We start from the raw sequence: 24087 nt of genomic DNA, 5'->3' as shown, positions 1-24087 counted from the left end.
ATAGAGATTGAAATTGTATCCCCTTTAGGGGACTAGAGTTAGGAGAGTTCATGATTCGTAAATCTACTATTTTAAAATCCTTAACAGCTTTAGTAATGTCCGCATTATCTACGACTGCAGTACAAGCTGAGGTGTTGGTTCCCATTGACCAATTCTTAGCGAATACAACGCGTCATTACGAGGCAAATCAATATAAAACATCCTATACGGTGTATGTACCTCAAACAGAGTTACAAGGAAATGCTATTGTTTTAAATCCTGCTGCCGTTGGTGAACCTGTAAAATTGCCAACTACAAGTAAAAATGGCGTTACCTATGTCGATATTGAGTCTGATCCAGCTATGCTCGGTGTGAGCTATACAAAGGTTAATGGTCAATTAACATTAGGTCCTGCACCGCAAGCTTCTACGGTAAAAGCTCCTTATACGATGCAAACACCATTGTCTTGGGCCTTTGATCCATGGCCAACACAGGGGACTCCATATCAAGCAAAGCTGAATTCCAGTGGTGATAATATCATTTCTCCAAGTTGGTTTAAATTGCATAGCCTTGGTCTTGAAGCAAGTCCTAATGTAAGTATTGATTATGTTAACGATTATAAGAGTAAAGGTTACCACGTATGGCCTTTGATTACGAATCGTTTTGATCCTGGCTTTACAAGTGGCATCTTAGCAGATCAATCTGTATGGAAAAAATATGCTCATAATCTTGTGCAATATGCCTATATTTACGGATTTGATGGCTATAACTTTGACTTTGAAAATATTGATTATGCCGACCGTGATCGTTTAACAGCTTTTGTGGCATATTTATCGAATCATTTACATCAATACAATATTAAAACATCCATCGATGTAACTGGTTATTCTGATAGCCCAGAATGGTCCTTAGTATATAACCGCAGTGCCTTTGCTAATTCCGTAGACTATGTAGTTCTCATGGCGTATGACGAAACATGGGCTAAAAGTACAACAGCAGGTCCTGTAGCAAGTTATCCATGGGTTCGCAACCATACAGAAAAAATGCTTTCTGAAGTACCATCCCAAAAACTAGTACTAGGTGTACCATTCTATATGCGCTTATGGCATGATACTAATGGCTATGCAAAAGGCGAAACTTTGGCTATGAAAAACACAGGTAGCTATTTTGCAAATTACAAAGATAAAATGACTTGGGATGATCGATTAAAACTATATTATTTATCTATCCCAACTAGTTATGGTTCTGATCGTATCTGGTTTGAAGATAATACGTCTTTAGGTTTGAAACTAGATCTCGTAAAAGAATTACAGCTTGGTGGTTTTGCTGCATGGCGTAAAGGCTTTGAAGACGAATCCACTATTGCTATGATTCAAGAAAAAGACTTAGGACGTGGCATTCCTAAATCCGCTACTGTAGTTACTCCTGAACCTGTAGTAGAAGAAACAAAACCATTAACTAAGCTAGAACAATACAAATTGCGCTTAGAAGAAAAAGAAAAGGCAAAAGCCGCTAAGGCAGAAGCGAAACGCAAGGCCAAAGAAGAAAAAGAATTAGCTAAACGTAAAGCTAAGGAAGAAGCTGAACAAGCTAAAGCGGAGAAAAAACGTCAAGCAGAGGAAGCTAAGGCAGAGAAAAAACGCTTATCAAAATCTGTACAAGTAGTAAAACGCTAGAGTTTGACTGCTTTCATAGTAAGTAGTAAAATAAAAATATTGATTATAAAACGGCAACTAATGAGGTTGACTATATGAGGAGGCCCCTACATGAATGAAAAATATGTAGCCCAAGATATTGAGAAAAAGTGGCAACAGTATTGGGAAGATAACCATACATTTAAAACAGAATATGATGAATCTAAAGAAAAATACTATGTATTAGAAATGTTCCCGTACCCATCTGGCAATTTACACATGGGTCACGTGCGTAACTATTCCATCGGTGACGTAGTAGCTCGTTTCAAAAAAATGAAGGGCTTCAACGTGCTGCATCCAATGGGCTGGGACTCCTTTGGTATGCCTGCTGAAAATGCGGCTATCAAACATGGTATTGCACCTAAAACATGGACACTGGACAATATCGAGAACATGAAATTGCAACAAAAAGCACTTGGCTTGTCCTATGATTGGGACCGTGAAGTTGCAACATGTAAAGAAGATTATTACAAATGGACCCAATGGTTCTTCCAACAATTTTATAAAAAAGGCTTAGCTTATAAAAAAGAAGCTAAAGTAAACTGGTGTGAAACGTGCCATACTGTATTGGCGAACGAACAAGTTATCGACGGTGCTTGCTGGCGTTGTGACAACCCAGTTGAGAAAAAAGATTTGTCTCAATGGTTCTTGCGCATTACAGAATATGCTGATCGCTTATTAACTGATTTAGACACTCTTGATCACTGGCCACAACGCGTTAAATTGATGCAAAAGAACTGGATTGGCCGTTCTGAAGGTACAGAGTTCTCCTTCGAAGTTCCATCCATTAATGAACGTGTATCTGTGTATACTACACGAGTCGATACTATTTATGGCGTAAGCTATGTAGTATTGGCTCCTGAACATCCATATGTAGAACGTCTTATTGAAAATGCTCCTAACAAAGCTGAATTAGAAGCTTTCATTACGCGTATGCGCAATATGAGCGATATCGACCGTACATCTACAGATGCACCTAAAGAAGGTATGTTCACTGGTTCCTATGCAGTAAACCCTATGTCTGGCGAACAAGTTCCAGTTTGGATTGCTAACTATGTATTAGTAGACTACGGTACAGGCGCTGTAATGGGTTCTCCTGCACATGATGAACGTGACTGGGAATTTGCTCATAAATACGATTTGCCAATTAAACAGGTTGTAGCTCGAGAAGGCGAAGAATATAGCCTTGAAAAATGGCAAGAATGGTACCATGAAGATGGTGTCCTCGTTAATTCTGGTGAATATAACGGCCAAACATCTGAAGAGGCTCGTAAAACTATTACAGCTGCTCTTAATGAACGCGGTATTGGTGAAGGTAAAGTAAACTTCCGCCTTCGTGACTGGTTGATTTCTCGTCAACGTTATTGGGGCGTGCCAATTCCTGTAGTATATTGTGAAAAATGTGGTGAACAACTCGTTCCTGAAGAAGAGTTGCCAGTACGCTTGCCAGAAGACGTTAAATTTGAATCTGGTGCCGTATCTCCATTGGCTACATCTGAAAGCTTCTTAAATACTACATGTCCTAAATGTGGTGGTCCTGCACGTCGTGAAACAGATACAATGGACACATTTATCGATTCCTCTTGGTACTTCTTGCGCTATACAGACGCTAAAAACGACCAAGTTCCATTCGATAAAAAAATTGCTAACTACTGGATGAATGTTGACCAATATATCGGTGGTATTGAACATGCTATCTTGCACTTGTTGTACTCCCGATTCTTTGTGAAAGTTATTCATGATTTAGGCCTTATTGAAGCTAACGAACCATTCCGTGGTTTGTTGACACAAGGTATGGTTCTTAAAGAAGGCAGCAAGATGTCTAAATCCAAAGGTAATGTAGTTTCTCCTGAAGAAATTATCAATACTTATGGCGCAGACACTGCCCGTTTATTTATTCTCTTTGCGGCTCCTGTAGATCGTGACCTCGATTGGTCTGACCAAGGTGTTGAAGGTTCTTACCGTTTCTTAGGCCGTGTATGGCGTATCGTTGATGCATACAACGAAGAAGCTAAGAAAAATGTAACAGGTGAACTTACAAAAGACGAATTTGCATTGCGTCGTGAATTACACCGTGTTATCAAAAAGGTAACAGAAGACCTCGATAACAACTTCAACTTCAATACAGCCATTTCTGCCATCATGGAACTTGTAAATGCTATGTACGCTCATAAGGATAAAGCTGAAACAATCAATAGCGCTTTGGCTAATGAATTGACTCATTCCTTATTGCTTCTTTTAGCACCATTCGTTCCTCATATGACAGAAGAGTTGTGGCATGAATTGGGTGAAACTACATCCATCCACACTGAAAACTGGCCTGTATACGAAGAGGCTGCTCTTGTTGTAGATGAAGTAGAAGTAGTATTACAAGTAAATGGTAAAGTTCGTGATAAACTTACTGTTTCCGTAAATATTACAAAAGAAGAATTAGAAACAATGGCTAAAGAATCTAGCCGTGTTCAAGAGTTTACAGAAGGTAAAAATATTGTAAAAGTTATTTATGTACCAGGTAAACTTGTAAATATCGTTGTTAAATAACGATATTCTATTCGTTTAATACTGTAAGCCCCCAACTACATAGGTAGAAGGGGGCTTATTTTATAGTGAGGTAATTATGGCAAAACGTAGCGATTATATTTCCTGGGATGAATACTTCATGGGCGTTGCCATTTTGGCAGCACAACGTTCTAAAGACCCAAATACACAAGTTGGTGCATGTATCGTTAGCAATGATAATAAAATCTTATCCATTGGCTATAATGGTATGCCTTTGAATTGCAGTGATGATGACTTCACATGGGAACGCGATACAGCAGATGATAATAAATACTTTTATACTGTACATAGTGAACTCAATGCCATACTTAATTATCGGGGCGGTTCTTTAGAAGGTTCTAAAATATATGTAACACTATTCCCTTGTAATGAATGTGCAAAAGCCATCATTCAAAGTGGTATTAAGGCTGTTATCTACCGAGATGATCTTTACAAAGATACAAAAGAGGTTAAGGCATCTAAACGAATGCTAAAAACAGCAGGTGTAGAAATTATCGAATATAAACCTACGGGACGGACTTTACATATTACCGTATGATAAAGTATAAAACAATAATATTACAAGAAAAGCTCTTATCTATTAATAATGGATAAGAGCTTTTACTATATTTTGTACTATGTTAGGTTGTATACCTAAATTATACTTGTAAACGACCGTCAATCATAATATCAACAGCTTGACCATCACGAGTATATCCCTTAATATTCATGCGTTCATGACCAATCATAAAGTCCACATGTGTTAAGGAGTGGTTAAGGCCGCGTTCCTTTAATTCTTCTTCAGATAAACCATCGCTGTTTTTAAGGCATGTAGGATAGGATGCGCCAATTGCTAAATGACAGGACGCATTTTCATCAAATAATGTTTCATAGAAGATTTGGTTAGATTGGCTAATTGGGCTGAAGTGATCCACTAATGCTACTTCGCCAAGGTAGTGGGATCCTTCATCAGTTTCTACTAATTCTTTAAGAACTTCATAACCTTCTTTGGCTGTATATTCAACGATTTTACCTTCTTTGAACGTGAAGGAGAAATCTGAAATCGTATTGCCATGGTAAATTAATGGTTTTGTGCTATGCACAACGCCATTTACACCATTATATTGAGGGGCAGAGAAAACTTCCTCTGTAGGAATATTAGCATTAAAAATAGTACCATCTTTAGAGGATTCTTCACCACCTAGCCAGATATGGTCTTCTGGCAATTCTAATAAAAGGTCGGTGCCGTTTTCACAAGTGTAACGCAATGATTTTAAGTCTAATTTATTCAATGCTTCACAGCGATGACGCAATTTTGCCATATGATGACGATATGTATCTTTCGGTTCGATACCTTCAATGCGACAAAGTTTTAATAATGTTTCCCACAATTGATTGATTTTTTCTTCATCACTACCTTCATAGCCCATTAAATCTGCCCATAGAACGGTCGGTACAGATGCAACGCACCATGTAACAGAAGAGTTCATGATAGCTGTGTGATAGAAGGATAATGCTTTGTTTAAGTTACGAGATTGTAAGGAAATACGATCTGTTGGGATACCTTCTAATGCCTTAGGATTAGCACTGATTAAAGATAAAAATGCTGCCTTATCATCGATGTATTGTTTGTAGAATTCAGGAATCCAGTTAGCAGGTTTTTCTAAAACAGACTCGTTAGCATGTAATAAACGTTGACGTGCTATAGGGGAACATCTCCAGTTAAGCACAACCTCTTTTGCGCCTAGCTCATAGGCTTCTTCAGTAACGATTACTGCAAAATCTTTATTTTCTACATCAACAGAAATAACTAATGTTTGGTCCTGTTGTAAATTTACGCCGTACTTTAGTAATGTATGGGCGTATTTTTTTAATGTTTCTTGATTCATAAATTCTCCTTTTATTCGACATCAATTATTAAACTCCTGCTAGTGTGACTAATAGAGTCATGGGTAGGAGTTTTATTTTTCATAGGGAAATCCTTCAGTAGGAGGTGCACTATGAAATATAAATTGAAGCCGTATATGACAATTATATTAATCCTATGTGTTTTAGTAGGAATTTATTTCCTATGGCCTATTATAACAGATGAAAGCGATTCTGTCCTTGTTGAAGGGGGAGTAGATGGAAATTCTTCTATATCAAATGTAGCAGAAATATCTAATAAACCGATTGCTTATATTACGGGTGCCGTAGTTTCACCTGGTCTATATGAGCTTGATAGCTCTGCAACAGTAGGAGATGTGATTAAGCTAGCAGGAGGACTGTTACCGTATGCAGATGTAGAGTCTATTAATATGGCTAAATCTGTGACTGGAGGAGATCATATCCACGTAGTTTTTAACTTTCACGGAAATCCTGAAGCGTTATTGCGTGGTAATAAAATAAATATTAATACCGCCACTGCTAAAGAACTAGATGCGTTGCCCGGCATTGGGCCTGCTATGGCAAAGAGAATTGAAGAGTATCGTTCACAAAAGGGTCTCTTTACATCTGTTGAAGGCATCAAGGGGGTGAAGGGCATTGGTGATGGCGTATTTAAGAAGATTAAAGACAAAATTACAATTTAGTCATCGAGATAGCAAAAATGATGGACTCTTCAATGATGTAAATGATGTTAATGGGAACAGTAATGTTTTAACCCATAGCCAATGGGCACATATTATATTGGGTTCTATAATTATGGGTACAATATTAGGCTATGGTCAGTATTATCCAGTACTTAATCAGATGCGATACATCTTTGCTATTGGGTTAGCTATTATAGTTGTAGGTATTTTTAAAGCATTTCAATCGTCTAATAGATGGTATTCACTTACTAAGTTAATCGCTTTAGTCCTTGTTTTAGTTGGTTTATCTTATTATCAAACAGATTTACGGATTATACATTTCAATAGTTATACATCATATTATTTACAGCAAGAAGGCGAATATCTTTGTACGGTTGTAACTGCGCCTGAAAGGATAAGTTTGAACGGACAGGAGTATTACAAATATACTATTGAAGTCCATGGCTTACACCCCTATAAAAATACTGCAAAAAATGACTATATTAAAGCACAGGGGCGTTTACAAGTTTACTCAAAGGAATCTGCTACGAACTATCCAATACGACTAGGAGAATATGCAATTATTGAAGGTACACCAAAACCCTTATTTCTCATTGAAGAGATAGGTCGTATTAATCTAAGAGGCAGATATATGAGCTCGAATACTAGAGGTCGTATCTATGATGGTGTATATCGCACTGCTAGCAACAAAGATTTACAAAGGTTTTACTATAAAGATACATTTTTTGACAAATTATTTAGGAAAGGCCTATTAATTGCTGGTGTATTACACGAATCTATAGATAAAAATATTGGTCACAATCTAGAGGGACCGCAAAAAGTATTAGCTCAAGCGTTAGCTTTAGGTGGTCATTATAGTGAACTTGGAGAAGACCAAATGAAGGCTTTCTCCTATACAGGCCTTATCCATATTTTATCCATATCAGGATCACATATTGCTTTACTCTTAGCACTTGTGTACGGACTTGGACGACTTATTAAATTAAGAAAGCGTACATGTTTAATCCTTGGTATTATAGTTGCTTGTATCTATTGTGGTATTGTAGGCGGCGATGCACCTGTTCTACGTGCTACGATGATGAGTATACTCATGTGCATAGCCTATGTAAAAGGGCGACTATATCAAGCTAAGCAGGCGCTATGTATATGCGCTATTCTATGTCTAGTATATGATCCTTTTTCTGTATTTGATGTAAGTTTTCAGCTATCGTTTGGTGCGACCTATGGATTGCTCATATGGGGAACGGTATTATATGATCGTATTCAATGGCTACCAAGATGGATAAAAACACCGCTTGTATTATGTGTGTCGGCTCAATTGTTGATTTTACCATTACAGCTCTATTACTTTCACTATATCAGTATTGCTAGTTTGTTAGCAGCTTGTATAGTAGCGCCCCTATTAGATATGTCCATAGTTTTAATATTTGTAAGTACTTTAGTCAGTTACGTACTCCCTATATCGTTATTGTGGTCTTTGATAGATACATTATTACGTATATCGTTATATTTAAATCATGTATTAGGTCGTAGTGGCAGTTTACTTTGGCTAGGGATGATGCATCCTTATTGTGCTTATATATATTATGTGATATTAGCTTTATTTACGTACTTTTTGACGCATAGAAAAAGATATACTGTACATATAGTAATATCATTATCTTTAATGATTTTGACCTTTGGTGCTTCCTATTATGTTACGCATCACCATAAGGAAATATTAGTTCATTATATTCCAATGAAGCAATGCAATGTATTGCTTTGCATAGAACCTAATCATGAAGGGGCACATTTATTAATCGATGCGCCAGATCATATTAAGACTGCACCTAATGAAAGGCTTATTAATCAAGCCATTAGAGCCTATGGCGTACATCCTAAAAGCGTAACGGTTGAGTACTTTCACAGTAACGGTTCTGCAAAGGTGGTATATAAAAATAGTATGAACCAAATCGTCGTATATAATGGACAAAGTAGAGAAAAAAATCTAAAATTAAATGATAAGACTAATTCATTATATATAACGAGTCGGTCTAGTGTAATGGCTGAAATTGGACGTATTTCACCTACTAGTACAGTTCTATTTGGAAGTCCCCACGGTGCGTTACGCGATGTGGATCCATCATCAGAATATATGTATATTATGGGGTACAGTTTTATTGAAGATATGTATCTGTGAAAGGAGGATGTATGGCTGAAATTAAACTCATCTATGGCGATGAGCCACAATTAATTGAAGAAGAAAAACGCAAGTTTCTTAGTGCCTATCCTGACCTTCCAGTGACCGTATTAGATGATGAAGCTGGGCCACAGAAGATAAGTGAAAAACTATGTGAAGATTCTCTCTTTGGGGATCAAAAGGTATTCTGTTTAGTTAACTTGCCTATTATTCGTAAAAGCGGTAAAAATAGTGATGCCTGGATTCCATTATATGAACTCCTTATGGAATATAATGGGGATAATCCCATCGTTTTGATTTATCATGATATGATTGATAAACGAATCAAACAGAATAAAGAAATTTTAGATAAAATACCAAATCATCAATGTAAGCGTCTTGAAGGGGCTGACCTAGTGATGTGGATTCGTCAATATTGTACATCTAATGGATTTAAAATGACTCCTGATGCACAAGAATATGTGGCTCATCTCATCGATTTGTGGCAAGATGTACCAGTTTCTTTTATGAGAACCGAATTTGACCGTTATTTCTTGCAAATTACAGGGGAAAAAGTCATTACCAAAGAATTCCTAGAAGAAAATGGCAGTGACTATGGTGCTAAAAATATTTTCACCTTTAAAGAGGCTTTGTTGAAACGAGATATAGATACATTGCTTGAATTATTTCCATTTATGTTCGGCTATAAAGAATTAGATCGTGCTATGAGCTATATTGAGGGGCAATTACGTTTACAGCTACTAGTCAGTGAATGTCGACAAGCGGGAATGTCTGTTCAAGCCATACAAAACTTATGTAAGGACCATGATTCGTCATTTAAACCGTATCCAATCAAACTTGCTTATGAAGCGAGCTCTCGGATTTCTACGAAAGCATTACGAGCTTTATTAAAAGGTTTGTATGAGATTATTTTGGATAGCCGTAGCAGCAAGGGCGATATTTGGCGATTTAGAGATTTATGTATTACCTATTGTGGGTATAAAGGATAAAAATGAAAGTACGTTATCGTGTTGTACCAAAACAGAATAAGAAATCATCCTTCTATGTAAACTGTCATAGCCAACATGTGACGATACAGGCTGCAGACTCTGCGTTTTCTACATTGCTTAGTTTGCGTGAAAGATTATCTGCATGGTATAAGGAAAAAAATATTTCCTTTGATGATATTCCAACGAATACAGATACAGCTTGTTGCTTCGCTTGGAAGGTAGATACGGAAACAGGGGAAGGTTTAGATACCTATTATTATGGTGGCGGCTGTGGTGCTGGTGAATGGATTGAAGCGGCTGAAGCGCAACGTGAGGCTGAAGAGGCTAAAAAACAAGCACCTAGAGGCAAGTCTTTCGCGGGTTATGACCAAGAAGATGAATATGATGATGTAGATGAGGATGATTTTGCTCCATTTGTAGAGGCTGTTGAGTTAGGCTATTTCAATAATAGTCCTGTTGTTGTATCTCGCTCTAATCAAACGGTTGCCGCATCTAGCAATAGTGATACTGTCGCATCTGTGAGCAGTACACCTAAAGCAAGTAAAGGTTTTGCACCTAAAAGTACTACAAAATCTACTGCTAAAGGTAGTGAAGGAGATAGTAAATACCCTCGTCGTGCCCCAAAGGATGCTCCTACTGATGAAGGCATGATTTTAGGACCTAAAATTGAGGGAGTTACCTCTAAAATTATGGGTACTTTAGATACGCCTAGTGTTATTTTTGAAGGTGTATTTGTTGGTCTAGATAAACGTGATACTAAGACTGGTAAAAGTATCGTTAACGGCAGCATCGTAGACGATACGAATAGTATCAAATTCATCAAGTTTACGAACAGCCCTGAAGAAGGGGATGCGTTACTTAAACAGTTAAAAGGTTTGCAACGTGTACGCGTACAAGGTAGCGTCAGCTTTGATGATCGATTTGATAAGGATTATATCTTATCTATTCGAAGCATTGAAGCTATGGAAACTAATAGCGTGGAGCGCACTGAAAACCGTTCAGACTCCCGTGTAGAGCTTCACTTGCATACTAAGATGAGTGATAAGGATGCCCTTGTATCTGTTAAAGATCTATTTAAAACAGTAAAAAAATGGGGTCATCCTGCGGTAGCTATTACAGATCACGGCGTTGTACAAGCCTTTCCAGAAGCTCAAGCTCTTGGTAAAGAGTTGGGCGTTAAGGTTATCTACGGTGTAGAAGGTTATCTTATTGATGATGAAATTGTTGCTCGTGATGAAGAGCCTGTAGTAGATAAGAAGAAGAAAAAAGAAAAAGATAAACGTTACCATATTATCTTATTAGCTAAAAATATGGTAGGTTTGCGCAATCTGTACAAGATGATATCTATTTCTCACCTTGAACACTATAAGGTACGTCCTCGTTTGCCTCGTTCTGTTATTGAAGAACATCGTGAAGGCATTATTATCGGTTCTGCTTGTGAAGCTGGTGAACTTATGCAATCCATTGTTCGTGGCGCTACAAAGGAAGAACTATTAGAGATTGCATCTTTCTATGACTATCTTGAAATTCAGCCACATACAAATAATATGTTCTTGGTTCGTAAAGGACTTATGCCAGATGAGCAAGCCCTTATCGATATGAACAAAACGGTTATTGAATTAGGGGATGCATTAAATAAGCCTGTTTGTGCAACGTGTGACGTTCACTATTTAACACCAGAAGAAAAGATTTACCGTGAAATCATGTTGACTGCCTGTGGTTATCCAGATGCAGATGAACAACCAGATTTACATTTACGTACCACCGATGAAATGTTGGCATCCTTCCCTTACTTAAGTGAAGAAAAGGCCTATGAAGTAGTTGTTACTAATACTCGTGCAATTAATGATAGCATTGAAGATATTAAACCAGTTCCAGATGGCACATATTCACCAAAGATCGAAGGTGCTGATGAAGCTTTCACAGAAATGTGTTATAGAAATGCGAAAGCCATTTATGGTGATCCATTGCCTCGCGTAGTACAAGAGCGACTTGATTATGAACTAGACTGTATTATCTCCAATGGCTATGGTGTATTGTATTACATTGCTCATAAGCTAGTAAAAAAATCACTTGATGATGGGTATCTTGTAGGTTCTCGTGGTTCTGTAGGTTCTTCCTTTGCAGCAACCATGTCTGAAATTACAGAGGTAAATCCATTACCGCCACATTATGTATGCCCTAATTGTAAGCATTCTGAATTCTTTGAAAAGGGCGAATATGCAGGTGGTTTTGACTTACCACGTAAAGATTGTCCAGAGTGTGGTCATGCGCTGCAAACAAATGGCCATGATATTCCGTTTGCCATCTTCCTTGGTTTCGAAGGTGATAAGGTTCCAGATATCGACCTTAACTTCTCCGGTGATTACCAAGCAAAGGCACACAAGTATACGGAAGAACTATTTGGACGTGATAATGTATTTAAAGCGGGTACCATCGGTACTATTGCGGATAAAACAGCATTTGGTTATGTTAAAAAATACGCCGAAATTCGAGATATTCAAGCTCGTAGTGGTTTCTTTGAACATTTGGCAAAAGGCTTTACCAATGTTAAAAATACTACTGGCCAACATCCTGGCGGTATCATGGTATGTCCTCGCGATATGGATGTGCATCACTTTACACCTATACAACATCCAGCGAATAAGAAGGAAAGTGGTGTATTAACAACACACTTTGACTATCACTCCATCGAAGGCCGTATGACTAAGCTTGATATCTTGGGGCATGATGATCCGACTATCATTCGTATGCTAGAGGATTTGACAGGTATAGATGCTAAAACTATACCGTTCGATGATCCTCGCACTTTAAGTCTATTCTCCTCTACAGAGGGTATTGGCTTAACACCTGAGCAATTACAAGGTGACCAAGTAGCTAGCTTGGCTGTGCCAGAATGTGGTACGAAATTTGTACGGGGCATGCTTGAAGACTCTCGTCCTCAAACATTCTCTGACCTGGTTCGTATCTCTGGTTTTTCTCATGGTACAAACGTATGGCTCGATAATGCGCAAGACCTCATTAAAAATGGTACTTGTAAATTGAACGAAGCCATCTCTACCCGTGACGACGTAATGAACTTCTTGATTCATCGCGGTATGGATCGAAAGCATAGCTTCTTCGTTATGGAGAATGTACGTAAAGGGAAGGGCATTGAAAAACGGAATAAACAAGGTCAAGCTACTACGGAATTTGAAGCTGAAATGCGGGAAAATAATATTCCTGAATGGTTCATTGAATCTTGTAAAAAGATTTCCTATTTATTCCCACGGGCCCATGCGGTAGCTTATGTAATGATGGCATTCCGTATCGCCTGGTTTAAGGTATACCATCCATTGGCATTCTATGCTGCCTACTTCTCCATTCGTGCCAAGGCCTTTGATTTGCGCATTATGACAGGAGACCTTAAAACGCAAATGACTGAGTTCAATCGTATTAAAGCTCTTGATCGCGCCGCCAGTCCTAAAGATAAGGACCTTATGAGTGCCTTAGAAGTATCTATGGAAATGTACCAACGTGGTTATCGTTTTGTTAATGTAGATATTCAACACTCCGAAGCAAGACGCTTTAGCATTAAAGATGGTGCTCTATTGCCGCCATTCTTGGCTATTGATTCCCTAGGTGAAACAGTAGCTGATGCTATCGTAGCTGAACGAGAAGAACGTCCGTTTACATCTCTAAAAGACTTGCAACGTCGTTGTAAAGTATCTAACACCATCATTGATCTTATGAAAGAACTTAAATGTTGTGGTGAACTACCTGAAGACGAACAAATGTCACTCTTTGGGGCATAATAAAATACTAGTTATACTTAAATACAAAGTAAGCACTATACCTAAAAGTGGATATAGTGCTTATTTTTCTATATTTTGCTAAAATACAATTAATAATTAATAATGTTACCCACTATAACTATACTACGAGGAGAAAATGATTTTTTTTTAACATTAACGGCTGTTATTACAGTAGTAGTTCTAGCTAAATCAAAAGAAATATATTTTGTATCTGCTTCTTTTAAAAGAAGTAAATCTTTTTTATTTATACAAATCTTCCAAGTTTTAGTAATTTATTTAGGTTTAATTTTTGCTGATTATAGTAATAAAATATTTGCTATAGTTCTATTCTTAGTATCTATATCCGAAATGCTTAAATTGGTTTATTTGAAGAAGATTGTAAATAAAGAGATTAATAAAGAAACCAATATGCCTTATAAATTAACTGATGTTATTAGTAGATTAAATATCTATAGTCGAATTATCTTTATTATTGTACTCAATACTTTTGTTAATTTTCTTTTATTTAAGTAGATTTTTCTGATAAAGGGAGTGTTAGGAAATGATAAATAAGCCTAAAAATCAATCTGTGGAAATAGAATTTTGGGATATTGAGCCTGAGGATGTGCCTGAGTTAGAAGAATCCGATATTCCAGGTGTATATTTTAACGAATTCCGAGAATATGTTGATGAAGAAGGAAATATATTATCTCCATCAGATCTAGATGCAATACGGTATAAAGACGATTACGAAGATGATTATTATAGATAAAAATAATTAAAGTTTGATATTTATTGTGTTTATATTATTGCAAGTTGGTGAATTATGAGAGTTCCGATATATGAAGCTGTAGCACATTATAAAAGGAATGAGACGTTACCTTATACAGAGTATTTTGGCTTAGGCTTTTTTTCCAAGTTATCTTTAGCTGAAAAGGCTTTAGTTGATTCTAAAATATTATCTGGATTTTCTGAGTTAAATGATGATTCCTTTTCTATAACAACTCACTATTTAAATGATTGTGCTCATATAGGTGAGGATATTAACTATGAAATAGTAAATAACAAAATTTATGGTGTTTGGTATGATTACGATATAGATGATTATTATACATGTTCAGGATACATAGGTTTATTTAGTACTTTAAAATATGCAGAGAAAGCAATAGAGTGGTATAAAACCTGGGATATATTTAAAGTACATGGCATAGAGTGTTTAGGAATAGCTACTATTACTCTTAATTTAAGGGGATGGACTGAAGGTTTTATAACAATATATGATTAAACTAAGAAAAAAAGGTGTCATCATTTGATGACACCTCTTTTTTGAAAGTTTTGCAGTTTATGTATTTTGGCAGATTTTGAATATTTGGCAATATTAGTATAGAGATTTATATTTCATCCAGTTTGTTTTGGCCATTTCTTTAAGTTCTGTACCACGGCCATCAAGGATTGCATTGATCAAGTATTTACTGAAGCCTTTAGCTTGTTGGTATGCAATTTTAGGAGGCATAGCAAGTTCTTGTTTATCTACGCGAACATTGACGATAACAGGACCATTATGGTTAAGAGCCTCCATAATTTTTTCGTCTACTTCACTAGAATTTTGAATGCTTACACCTTTAATACCAGCCGCTTCTGCAAGTTTACCGAAGTCTGGATTTACAAAGTCCGTAGCATAGTCTAGGTAGCCAGAGGCTTTCATTTCCATGGCGATAAAGCTAAGTTCTTCGTTGTTAAATACAAAGATTTTAACAGGTAAGTTAAGTTGTTTTAATGTTAACATTTCACCCATCATCATTGTGAAACCACCATCACCAGAGAGGGAAATGACTTGACGGTTTGGACATGCATTTTGTGCACCGATGGCATGCATCATAGCATTGGCCATAGAACCATGGTTATAGGAACCTAAGATACGGCGTTTACCATTTGTTTTTAAGTGACGGGCAGTCCAGATAACTGGAGTACCTACGTCAAAAGTGAAGATGGCATCTTCACTTGCTAGCTTATTCAAACGATTAACGAAATATTGTGGATGAATTGCTACACCATCTGGTTCAGCCGCAGCATAGCTATCCAAATTCTCTCTGAATTTTGTATATTCCTTGCGTATTGTATCAATAAATTCAGTATTTTCACGTTGGCCTACGAGAGGTAACAACTCTTTTAATGTATCTTTTACTGTACCAATAATCCCTTGTGTAAGAGGTACACGGCGACCTAATGCACTAGGATCTCTATCAACTTGAATTACTTTTGCATTTTCCGGATAGAATGGACGGTAAGGGAAGTCTGTACCAAGCATAATGAGTGTATCGCAGTGCTCAATAGCACGATAACCAGATGTATAGCCTAATAGGCCTGTCATACCTACATCATATGGGTTATCCCATTCAACCCATTCTTTACCTCTGAAGGCATGTACTACAGGAGCTTGTAAGCGTTTTGCTAATTCTACGACCTCATCATGTGCACCTTCACAACCTGCACCACAGAAGAGGGTAATGCGTTCACCTTTTTCTAAATGAGCAGCCATTTCTTCGATATCTTCCCGTTGTGGAACGATATGAGGTAAGCGAGGGTGGTGCCATACTGGTAATTCATCAATTTCTGTTTCCATTACTGCTACATCGCCAGGAAGGACGATAACAGCAACATCTTGATTACCAACTGCTGCATTCATAGCACGGAAAAGAATTTCCGGCATTTGTTTTGGATTGGAAACGAGTTCACAGAAACAAGAGCATTCTTTGAATAAGTTTTCTGGATGTGTTTCTTGGAAGTAATTTAAGCCTACTTCAGATTGTGGAATATGAGACGCAATAGCCAATACTGGAACACGATTGCGATGACAATCGAAGAGACCGTTGATCAAATGTAAATTACCAGGACCAGAACTACCTGCACAAACTGTAAGTTTTCCAGTTAAAGAAGCTTCTGCACCTGCAGCAAAGGCTGCTGTTTCTTCATGTCTAACATGTTCAAAAGCAATCTTACCATTGCGACGTAAACTATCGTTTACAGAGTTTAAACTATCGCCAGTGATACCATAAATGCGTTCGATGCCCGCATTGGCTAAGACATCTATCAGTACATCAGAAATTCTTTTTTTTGCCATATTATCACCTATATTTAATAAATAATATCAATTAAATATTGTTATAAAACCATATATTATTATATTAGACCTCTTTGTAGTGTAATTATGTGATAAATGTTACTATTTTATGTATACATAATTTATATATGTTTATATTGTTATGATTAATAAATTTTTAATCTATTATATATTGAACTATAATAATATATATTTTATTCCTTCTTTACTTTTTAACAATATTTCTCAATACAAAACTCTTATTGTTGCATAACGTTAATAAAAGTGTTACTATTAATTCAGAAACAAAATAGATGAGTCTTTGGGGATAGGTGAAATTCCTTACCGGCGGTATAGTCCGCGAACCTTTTAGGTATGAATCGGTGCAATTCCGATACCGACAGTACAGTCTGGATGAGAAAAGACGAAGCACATTTGACGTGCGTATTTATGATTACCCAAGGACTATGTATATAGTCCTTTTTTTATTGAGGTGATATGGTGGATGACGTAGCATATATGAAACGCGCCATTGCACTGGCAAAATTAGCCACAGGTCACACCTCGCCAAATCCTTTGGTTGGTGCCGTAGTGGTTAAAGACAATATAATAATCGGTGAAGGTTATCATCATAAGGCTGGTACGGCTCATGCTGAGGTTCATGCCTTAAACCAAGCTGGTGATAATGCTAAGGGTGCTACTTTATATGTAACCTTAGAGCCATGCTCTCATTATGGTAAAACTCCACCTTGTGCGCTGCGTATTATCGAGGCTGGCATAGCTAAGGTCGTTCTAGGGAGTACAGATCCTAATCCACTAGTATCGGGAAAGGGTATGGATTTACTCCGTGAAGCAGGCATAGAGGTTGTTTGCCCCGTATGTAGTGAGGAATGTGCTGAACTAAATGAGCATTTCTTTACATATATACAGACAGGTAAACCTTTTGTAACTATTAAAAGTGCTATGTCCCTTGATGGTAAGATTGCGACTTTTACTGGTCAATCCCAATGGATTACGAATGAGTCCTCCCGCCGAGATGGACATATACTGCGTGCTACTCATGATGCCATGCTCGTTGGTATCGGTACAATTTTGGCCGATAATCCTCAATTAAACTGTCGTTTAACTGACACTGAATTATCAGAGGCTTTATTAGATACAAGCATACTTGATGAACCGATTCATGTTCATCAGCCTGATGTAATCATCTTAGATAGTCTAGGTAGAACACCTACCACAAGTCGTATATTTGAAATAGATACTCGCAAGGTACATATATTTGTATCGAAAGGCTGTCCTAAAGAACGAATACAGGCGCTGGAACAAGTAGGGGCTCTTGTTACTGTTGTTGAATCAGTATCTACTCGTAAAAGTAAAAGTACAGATATCGTAATAGATATTAAAAAACTATCTATTGATGATATTCTTACGAAGTTGGGCGATTTTGGTTATACTTCAGTATTAGTTGAAGGTGGCTCTGCCATTATAAGTTCATTTGTAGAAACATTGAACTTTGATAAGGTTGTTACTTATATTGGTAATACTATAATCGGTGGAACAGAGGCTACACCTGCTGTAGGTGGCCGTGGCTTTGAAAGTTTAGAATCTTCTCCACAGTTAACTTTTACAAAAACTAAAGTATTAGATAATAACATTCGCATCGAAGCGTATCGTCAAGGAAGGAGGGGCGCTTATGTTCACGGGAATCGTTGAAGAAATCGGCCGTGTAGAGAGCATTAAAAAGGGCCCTAAATCCTTGGCTATTACAATTCGGGGGAATAAAATATTTAGTGATTTAAAAATTGGTGACTCTGTTGCTGTTAATGGTGTATGCTTGACGGCTACAACGATTGGTAATGGCGTATTTACAGCTGATGTTATGCCTGAGTCAATCAAGATGACTACTTTTACAAATTTGAAAGTTCATCAACCAGTCAACTTAGAGCGTGCTATGCTCGCCAACGGTAGATTTGGTGGTCACATTGTGGCAGGTCACGTAGATGGGACGGGCCGCATCATTAATCGGGAACAAACGGATAATGCCATTATCTTTACCGTAGAGGCCCCGAAATCCGTCATGGATTACGTTATTTATAAGGGCTCTATTACCATCGATGGTATTAGCCTCACAATTATGCGACGAACGGACAGCAGTTTTTCCGTATCTATCATTCCTCATACCTTGGGCGAAACTATTTTAGGTTCTGCTCATATCGGTACAGAGGTTAATTTAGAAACGGATATCGCTGGTCGATATATTCGTCATTTTATGAATCTCGGTAGTGAACCTACCGAAGAAAAACCTAAGAAATCTATGCAATCCCTCTTAGTAGAGAATGGATTTATATAAAAGTAAGGAGCGTTCCTATGAGCGAACAATTACATTCAATTGAAGAGGTCTTACAAGACCTTAAAGCTGGTAAACCTGTTATTATCGTTGATGATGAAAGCCGTGAAAACGAAGGCGATCTTATCATCGCTGCAGAGTTTGCTACACAAGAAAATATTAATTTTATGGTTAAATACGCGCGAGGTATCGTATGTACACCAATGCGTCGCGAAGCATTAGAAAAGCTTGGTATTCCAGCAATGGTTGCTAAAAATACAGACAATCATGAAACTGCTTTTACCGTTACTGTTGACCATGTAGATACTACAACAGGCGTATCTCCAGCAGAACGTGCGTATACAATTCAAAAATTATTAGATCCTAATGCTAAACCAGAAGACTTCCGTCGTCCTGGTCACGTATTCCCTCTAGTATATAAAGAGGGTGGCGTTTTAGTACGCCAAGGCCATACAGAAGCATCTATCGATCTTTGCCGCTTGGCAGGTCTACAAGAGGCAGCTGTTATTTGTGAAATCACAAAAGACGATGGCGATATGGCTCGTTTGCCAGATCTCATAGAGTTTGCGAAAGAGCATGATTTGAAAATTGCTTCCGTAGCAGAGCTTATTGAATACCGTAAACTGCATGAAGACATGGTTGATCTTGGTGCTTGTTCTAAATTACCTACTAAATTTGGTGACTTTAATATCTTTGTATTTAAAAACGATTTAGATCATAAAGAACATTTAGCTATTGTTAAAGGTAACGTACAAAACTGTGACGATGTTCTTGTACGTATTCACTCTGAATGTTTAACAGGTGATGTATTCGGTTCTAAACGTTGTGACTGTGGTGAGCAATTAGATCATGCGTTACGTGCCATCGAAAAAGAAGGTAAAGGCGTTGTAGTATATATGCGCCAAGAAGGCCGTGGTATCGGTTTAACAAATAAAATTAAAGCCTATGCTTTACAAGAGCAAGGTTTAGATACTGTAGAGGCTAATGAACAATTAGGTTTCCCTGCAGATATGCGTGAATACTCCTTAGCAGCGCAAATCATTCGTTTCTTAGGGATTAAGAGCATTCGCTTGTTAACGAATAATCCTGAAAAACGCCATGGCTTAGAACATTGGGGTATCGATGTAACTAGTCGTGTACCGCTCATCATTGCGGCAAACAAATTCAACGCAGGTTACTTGAAAACAAAAGAAGAAAAAATGGGTCATATGTTAGATGACTAATAGTCATCTGTTAGCGTATTACTCAATCGTTACATATACAATTCCTAAATGGAATATAGGAGGTCATTATCATGATGGTTCAAGAAGGTAACTTATTAGGTACTGGTAAAAAATTTGCTATTATTGGTTCTCGTTTTAACGAGTTCATTACATCTAAATTAATTGGTGGCGCTGAAGACTGCTTACTTCGTCACGACGTTAAACAAGAAGATATCACTGTAATCTGGGTTCCTGGTGCTTATGAAATTCCTTTGATTGCTAAAAAAGCGGCTTTATCTGGTAAATATGATGCAGTTATTTGCGTTGGTGCCGTAATTCGTGGTGCTACTACTCATTATGACTATGTATGTAATGAAGTAGCTAAAGGTATTGCTCATGTTTCTTTAGAAACAGGTATTCCTGTTATGTTCGGTGTAGTAACTACTGAAAATATTGAACAAGCGATTGAACGTGCTGGTACTAAGGCTGGCAATAAGGGTTACGATTGTGCTATGGGCGCTATCGAAATGGTTAATCTTATCGATCAATTCTAAGAAGACTATTAAAAACACTCAGTATCCTATGGTACTGGGTGTTTTTATAATATCGAAAATATGTTCTTTTACATTGAAAGGAATCTAGACGAACATATATTCTCTATAATTTGAAATGTAATTCTATGACATGATATACTATATAAGCACTTATAAGTGCGTTTTAAACTTTAATTACTAATAAGGAATGATAGAATGGATTATATAAAACGTTTTACTACCCGAGAAGGGGTACGTATGTCTTTAGCGGTAACAACGGATACTGTTGAAACGGCTCGGGTACGTCATGATTTATGGCCTGTCGCAACGGCTGCTTTAGGTCGCGCTATGACGGGGGCTATATTATTAGCTGGTGATTTTAAAAATCATGAAAATGTAAGTTTGCGTATTAAAGGTGATGGCCCTCTAGGCGTTGTGCATGTAGATGCTTTTGCAGATAATACGGTTCGTGGCTATGTGGATGAGCCCCATGTAGATGTACCTTTAAAACGAGCTGGTAAGCTTGATGTAGGTGCTGCTGTTGGACATAATGGTGAAGTACAAGTTACCCGCTTTACTCAACTAGCACAAGATTATACCTCTACAAGTCCAATTCAAAGTGGTGAAGTAGCAGAGGATTTGGCTTACTATTTATATGCTTCTGAACAAGTACCTTCTACTATTAGCTTAGGTGTATTGGTAGACCCAGATTATCATACAGTTGTAGCTGGTGGCTTTATCGTACAAGCTTTACCAGATGCTACAGACGAAGCATTAGCACAAGTAGAAAAGAATATTAACGAACTTGGTCCTATTACAGAATATTTAAAAGCTCATCCAGATGGTAAGGGCCTTATGGAACGCGTTCTTGATGGCTTGACTGTGAATGAAGTATATAATGAACCAATTCACTTCCAATGTCGTTGTGGACGCGATCGCTTTGGTGCCGTACTTATGACATTAAGAGAAGAAGATAAACAGGCTATTTTGGAAGATGAAGTAACAGAACTTGTATGCCATTACTGTAATGAAAAGTATCATTTTAGTCGTGAAGAACTACAAGATATGTTCGAACCAAAAGGTCCTTTACAATAATTACTATTAAGAATTAAATAACCTTTATAAAAATTACAGGCTATATGGTTTTTCCTATAGCCTGTTTTTGTATTCTATGAGAAAATAAAAGATAAGAGTTATTAATAATAGGAGGTCACAATGAGTGCAATTGGCATAATTGGTGGTACTGGTGTTTATGATCCGTCCATCTTTGAAAATATTCATGAAGAATCCTTAATGACACCATATGGTGAAATAGATTATGTACAAGGTACATACCATGGGAAAACAGTAATCTTTGTTGCTCGTCACGGCAAAGATCATACAATTCCTCCACACAAAATTAACTATCGTGCTAATATTTGGGGCCTCAAAAAATTAGGCGTTACATTTATTATCTCTACAACAGCTGTAGGCTCTTTAAATGAAAACTTTAAACCAGGTCATTTCGTTTTGACTGATCAGTTCTTAGATTTTACTAAAAACCGCATCACTACATTCTATGAAGGTGGTGACCGTCCAGTAGCACACTTGGATGTAACAAATCCGTATTGTCCAGAACTACGTGATATCCTTCAAAAGGTTGGTACTGAACAAGGTTTGTCTGTTCACAATGGTGGTACTTATGTATGTACAGAAGGTCCACGCTTTGAAACACCAGCGGAAATTAAAATGTTCCATATGCTTGGTGGGGATACGGTAGGCATGACAAATGTACCTGAAGTAAATTTAGCTAATGAAGCTGAAATGGCATATGCTACGATTTCTATGATTACCAACTATGCTGCAGGTATTTCTGAATCTGCTCTAACACATAGTGAAGTGGTAGAAATGATGGGCGAGATGGCAGCTCAGCTTAAAGCTCTCATTTTAGGTGCTATTGATGTAATCGATGTAGATGCTCGTTATGATGCGCATAATCGCATGCATGAATATGGTGGCTTTAAACTATAATCTATTCATAACGATACGCAATAGTTCATCGAAGGAGAATGTATGATTAATATTGAATGGCGTAAAGATACGCTGGTGCTATTAGATCAAACTAAATTACCTACTGAAATTACTTATGTTCACTGCACGGATTGGCGCCAAGTAGCCGAAGCTATTAAAATGCTTCGCGTTCGTGGCGCACCTGCTATTGGTGTAGCTGCTAGTTATGGTCTTATTCTAGCTGCTATGGAAGCAGGTCGTTTGGATGCTCCATTTAGTGAACAACTTACAAGTTTATATGAATTTAGCGAGACTTTAAAAGAAACTCGTCCTACAGCAATTAACTTAGCTTGGGCCGTAGATCGGGTGATTTCTTTAGTAAAAGATCAAGTTGAAAGCATGTCCTCTATGAGTGATGTGGTAGACCTCATTACGAAAGAAGCCATTATTATTCATGAAGAAGACGTATCTTTGAATCGCCGTATGTCAGAAGCAGGGGCAACTTTATTTGAAGGTCAAAAGAATATTCGTATCTTAACCCATTGTAATGCTGGTGCATTAGCTACCGGTGGTCTAGGAACAGCACTTGGTGTTGTCCGTAAATTACATGAAAATGGACAATTAGAACGCGTATATGCAGATGAAACACGACCATTATTGCAAGGTGCTAGACTTACTGCATTTGAGCTACATGAGGATGGCATTCCTGTAACATTGGAAACAGATAATATGGCTGCTTATGCGATGCAGCATGGCCTTATTGATGCAGTTATCGTAGGCGCAGACCGCATCACTACTAAAGGTGATGTAGCAAATAAAATTGGTACTTATGGTGTGGCTGTGTTAGCTAAATTCCATAACATTCCATTCTATGTGGCGGCACCGTATAGTACATTTGACTTTACCTTAGAAAATGGTAGCGATATTCCTATTGAGATGCGCGATGATTATGAAGTGACATCGTTACATGGTGTTCAAATAGCACCTAATGGTATTGATGTACTAAATCCAGCCTTCGATGTTACACCACATGAACTAGTGACTGCTATCATTACTGAAGAAGGTGTTTTAAAACCAAACTATGAAGAGTCTATTGATAAGCTACGTCAAATTGTAGAATCTAAATAACAAACAAATCCAATTGGGTTTACTATCAAATCTTTATTTTAACTATATCAACTCATATTAGTAAAA

General features: G+C 37.4%; 19 protein-coding genes and 1 riboswitch. Of the genes, 17 read left to right on the top strand and 2 right to left on the bottom strand.

Annotated features, from left to right (window positions below):
• Window positions 1-50 precede the first annotated feature (50 nt).
• The 3 genes from VEIS1202513_RS03645 to VEIS1202513_RS03635 all read left to right on the top strand — a co-directional run bounded on the left by VEIS1202513_RS03645 (window position 51) and on the right by VEIS1202513_RS03635 (window position 4770).
• Entirely contained in the window at window positions 51-1655 is a 1605-nt protein-coding gene (locus tag VEIS1202513_RS03645; protein WP_244856304.1) for a glycosyl hydrolase family 18 protein, read from the top strand.
• Between the two features lie 90 nt (window positions 1656-1745).
• Window positions 1746-4214 (top strand): leucine--tRNA ligase, encoded by a 2469-nt coding sequence (gene leuS, locus VEIS1202513_RS03640; protein ID WP_213467861.1) that lies wholly within the window; start codon window positions 1746-1748, stop codon window positions 4212-4214.
• A gap of 76 nt (window positions 4215-4290) precedes the next feature.
• Window positions 4291-4770 carry a deoxycytidylate deaminase gene (locus VEIS1202513_RS03635; RefSeq protein WP_009352594.1) on the top strand — a complete coding sequence of 160 codons (480 nt, stop codon included), beginning with the start codon at window positions 4291-4293 and terminating at the stop codon, window positions 4768-4770.
• A 100-nt stretch (window positions 4771-4870) separates the two neighbouring features.
• On the opposite strand, the gene VEIS1202513_RS03630 is transcribed toward VEIS1202513_RS03635, so the two are convergent.
• On the bottom strand, window positions 4871-6100 hold the full coding sequence (locus VEIS1202513_RS03630) for an aminopeptidase (protein ID WP_213467860.1): 1230 nt from the start codon (window positions 6098-6100) through the stop codon (window positions 4871-4873).
• Window positions 6101-6211: 111 nt separating this feature from the next.
• On the opposite strand from VEIS1202513_RS03630, the gene VEIS1202513_RS03625 reads away from it, so the two are divergent.
• The 7 genes from VEIS1202513_RS03625 to VEIS1202513_RS03595 all read left to right on the top strand — a co-directional run bounded on the left by VEIS1202513_RS03625 (window position 6212) and on the right by VEIS1202513_RS03595 (window position 15007).
• Window positions 6212-6781, top strand: coding sequence for a ComEA family DNA-binding protein (locus VEIS1202513_RS03625; protein ID WP_213467859.1), 570 nt, complete (start codon window positions 6212-6214; stop codon window positions 6779-6781).
• Entirely contained in the window at window positions 6738-8960 is a 2223-nt protein-coding gene (locus tag VEIS1202513_RS03620; protein WP_213467858.1) for a ComEC/Rec2 family competence protein, read from the top strand. Before VEIS1202513_RS03625 ends, VEIS1202513_RS03620 begins: the two co-directional genes overlap by 44 nt.
• An 11-nt stretch (window positions 8961-8971) precedes the next feature.
• The gene (gene holA / locus VEIS1202513_RS03615; RefSeq protein WP_213467857.1) at window positions 8972-9949 is read left to right on the top strand and encodes a DNA polymerase III subunit delta; all 978 of its coding nucleotides are present in this window, start codon (window positions 8972-8974) and stop codon (window positions 9947-9949) included.
• 2 nt (window positions 9950-9951) lie between these two features.
• Window positions 9952-13743: a PolC-type DNA polymerase III gene (locus VEIS1202513_RS03610; RefSeq protein WP_213467856.1), complete on the top strand. Its 3792-nt coding sequence runs from the start codon at window positions 9952-9954 to the stop codon at window positions 13741-13743.
• 102 nt (window positions 13744-13845) lie between these two features.
• Complete coding sequence (locus tag VEIS1202513_RS03605) at window positions 13846-14256, top strand: hypothetical protein (protein WP_213467855.1); 411 nt, start codon at window positions 13846-13848, stop codon at window positions 14254-14256.
• Between the two features lie 28 nt (window positions 14257-14284).
• A complete protein-coding gene (locus VEIS1202513_RS03600; RefSeq protein WP_213467854.1) occupies window positions 14285-14494 on the top strand; it encodes a hypothetical protein in 210 nt (69 codons plus the stop codon).
• A gap of 54 nt (window positions 14495-14548) precedes the next feature.
• Window positions 14549-15007 (top strand): hypothetical protein, encoded by a 459-nt coding sequence (locus tag VEIS1202513_RS03595; protein WP_213467853.1) that lies wholly within the window; start codon window positions 14549-14551, stop codon window positions 15005-15007.
• Window positions 15008-15100: 93 nt separating this feature from the next.
• Here VEIS1202513_RS03595 and poxB read toward each other — a convergent pair whose 3' ends face one another.
• Window positions 15101-16843: a ubiquinone-dependent pyruvate dehydrogenase gene (poxB, locus tag VEIS1202513_RS03590; RefSeq protein WP_213467852.1), complete on the bottom strand. Its 1743-nt coding sequence runs from the start codon at window positions 16841-16843 to the stop codon at window positions 15101-15103.
• Window positions 16844-17136: 293 nt separating this feature from the next.
• A riboswitch (FMN riboswitch) is annotated at window positions 17137-17252 on the top strand.
• A 68-nt stretch (window positions 17253-17320) separates the two neighbouring features.
• On the opposite strand from poxB, the gene ribD reads away from it, so the two are divergent.
• The 7 genes from ribD to mtnA all read left to right on the top strand — a co-directional run bounded on the left by ribD (window position 17321) and on the right by mtnA (window position 24021).
• Entirely contained in the window at window positions 17321-18535 is a 1215-nt protein-coding gene (gene ribD / locus VEIS1202513_RS03585) for a bifunctional diaminohydroxyphosphoribosylaminopyrimidine deaminase/5-amino-6-(5-phosphoribosylamino)uracil reductase RibD (protein WP_213467851.1), read from the top strand.
• On the top strand, window positions 18516-19172 hold the full coding sequence (locus VEIS1202513_RS03580) for a riboflavin synthase (protein ID WP_005386588.1): 657 nt from the start codon (window positions 18516-18518) through the stop codon (window positions 19170-19172). The genes ribD and VEIS1202513_RS03580 overlap by 20 nt, the downstream gene beginning before the upstream one ends.
• Before the next feature lie 17 nt (window positions 19173-19189).
• Complete coding sequence (locus tag VEIS1202513_RS03575; RefSeq protein ID WP_213467850.1) at window positions 19190-20392, top strand: bifunctional 3,4-dihydroxy-2-butanone-4-phosphate synthase/GTP cyclohydrolase II; 1203 nt, start codon at window positions 19190-19192, stop codon at window positions 20390-20392.
• A 71-nt stretch (window positions 20393-20463) separates the two neighbouring features.
• On the top strand, window positions 20464-20925 hold the full coding sequence (gene ribH, locus VEIS1202513_RS03570) for a 6,7-dimethyl-8-ribityllumazine synthase (protein WP_213467849.1): 462 nt from the start codon (window positions 20464-20466) through the stop codon (window positions 20923-20925).
• 195 nt (window positions 20926-21120) lie between these two features.
• Window positions 21121-21999, top strand: a complete 879-nt coding sequence (gene hslO, locus VEIS1202513_RS03565) for an Hsp33 family molecular chaperone HslO (protein WP_024066203.1) — start codon at window positions 21121-21123, stop codon at window positions 21997-21999.
• Window positions 22000-22119: 120 nt separating this feature from the next.
• The gene (mtnP, locus tag VEIS1202513_RS03560; protein WP_213467848.1) at window positions 22120-22914 is read left to right on the top strand and encodes an S-methyl-5'-thioadenosine phosphorylase; all 795 of its coding nucleotides are present in this window, start codon (window positions 22120-22122) and stop codon (window positions 22912-22914) included.
• Window positions 22915-22956: 42 nt separating this feature from the next.
• Entirely contained in the window at window positions 22957-24021 is a 1065-nt protein-coding gene (gene mtnA / locus VEIS1202513_RS03555; protein ID WP_213467847.1) for an S-methyl-5-thioribose-1-phosphate isomerase, read from the top strand.
• Window positions 24022-24087 lie beyond the last annotated feature (66 nt).

This window comes from Veillonella orientalis, from assembly GCF_018406505.1.
GTDB classification, from domain to species: Bacteria; Bacillota; Negativicutes; order Veillonellales; family Veillonellaceae; genus Veillonella; species Veillonella nakazawae.
Note: the sequence above shows the minus strand (reverse complement) of the source record. Positions and strands in the feature narration are given on the sequence as shown.

Coding starts and splice junctions, on each gene's coding strand:
- VEIS1202513_RS03645 (WP_244856304.1), top strand. CDS start 51: ATGATTCGTAAATCTACTATTTTAAAATCCTTAACAGCTTTAGTAATG.
- leuS (WP_213467861.1), top strand. CDS start 1,746: ATGAATGAAAAATATGTAGCCCAAGATATTGAGAAAAAGTGGCAACAG.
- VEIS1202513_RS03635 (WP_009352594.1), top strand. CDS start 4,291: ATGGCAAAACGTAGCGATTATATTTCCTGGGATGAATACTTCATGGGC.
- VEIS1202513_RS03630 (WP_213467860.1), bottom strand. CDS start 6,100: ATGAATCAAGAAACATTAAAAAAATACGCCCATACATTACTAAAGTAC.
- VEIS1202513_RS03625 (WP_213467859.1), top strand. CDS start 6,212: ATGAAATATAAATTGAAGCCGTATATGACAATTATATTAATCCTATGT.
- holA (WP_213467857.1), top strand. CDS start 8,972: ATGGCTGAAATTAAACTCATCTATGGCGATGAGCCACAATTAATTGAA.
- VEIS1202513_RS03610 (WP_213467856.1), top strand. CDS start 9,952: ATGAAAGTACGTTATCGTGTTGTACCAAAACAGAATAAGAAATCATCC.
- VEIS1202513_RS03605 (WP_213467855.1), top strand. CDS start 13,846: ATGTTACCCACTATAACTATACTACGAGGAGAAAATGATTTTTTTTTA.
- VEIS1202513_RS03600 (WP_213467854.1), top strand. CDS start 14,285: ATGATAAATAAGCCTAAAAATCAATCTGTGGAAATAGAATTTTGGGAT.
- VEIS1202513_RS03595 (WP_213467853.1), top strand. CDS start 14,549: ATGAGAGTTCCGATATATGAAGCTGTAGCACATTATAAAAGGAATGAG.
- poxB (WP_213467852.1), bottom strand. CDS start 16,843: ATGGCAAAAAAAAGAATTTCTGATGTACTGATAGATGTCTTAGCCAAT.
- ribD (WP_213467851.1), top strand. CDS start 17,321: ATGGTGGATGACGTAGCATATATGAAACGCGCCATTGCACTGGCAAAA.
- VEIS1202513_RS03580 (WP_005386588.1), top strand. CDS start 18,516: ATGTTCACGGGAATCGTTGAAGAAATCGGCCGTGTAGAGAGCATTAAA.
- VEIS1202513_RS03575 (WP_213467850.1), top strand. CDS start 19,190: ATGAGCGAACAATTACATTCAATTGAAGAGGTCTTACAAGACCTTAAA.
- ribH (WP_213467849.1), top strand. CDS start 20,464: ATGATGGTTCAAGAAGGTAACTTATTAGGTACTGGTAAAAAATTTGCT.
- hslO (WP_024066203.1), top strand. CDS start 21,121: ATGGATTATATAAAACGTTTTACTACCCGAGAAGGGGTACGTATGTCT.
- mtnP (WP_213467848.1), top strand. CDS start 22,120: ATGAGTGCAATTGGCATAATTGGTGGTACTGGTGTTTATGATCCGTCC.
- mtnA (WP_213467847.1), top strand. CDS start 22,957: ATGATTAATATTGAATGGCGTAAAGATACGCTGGTGCTATTAGATCAA.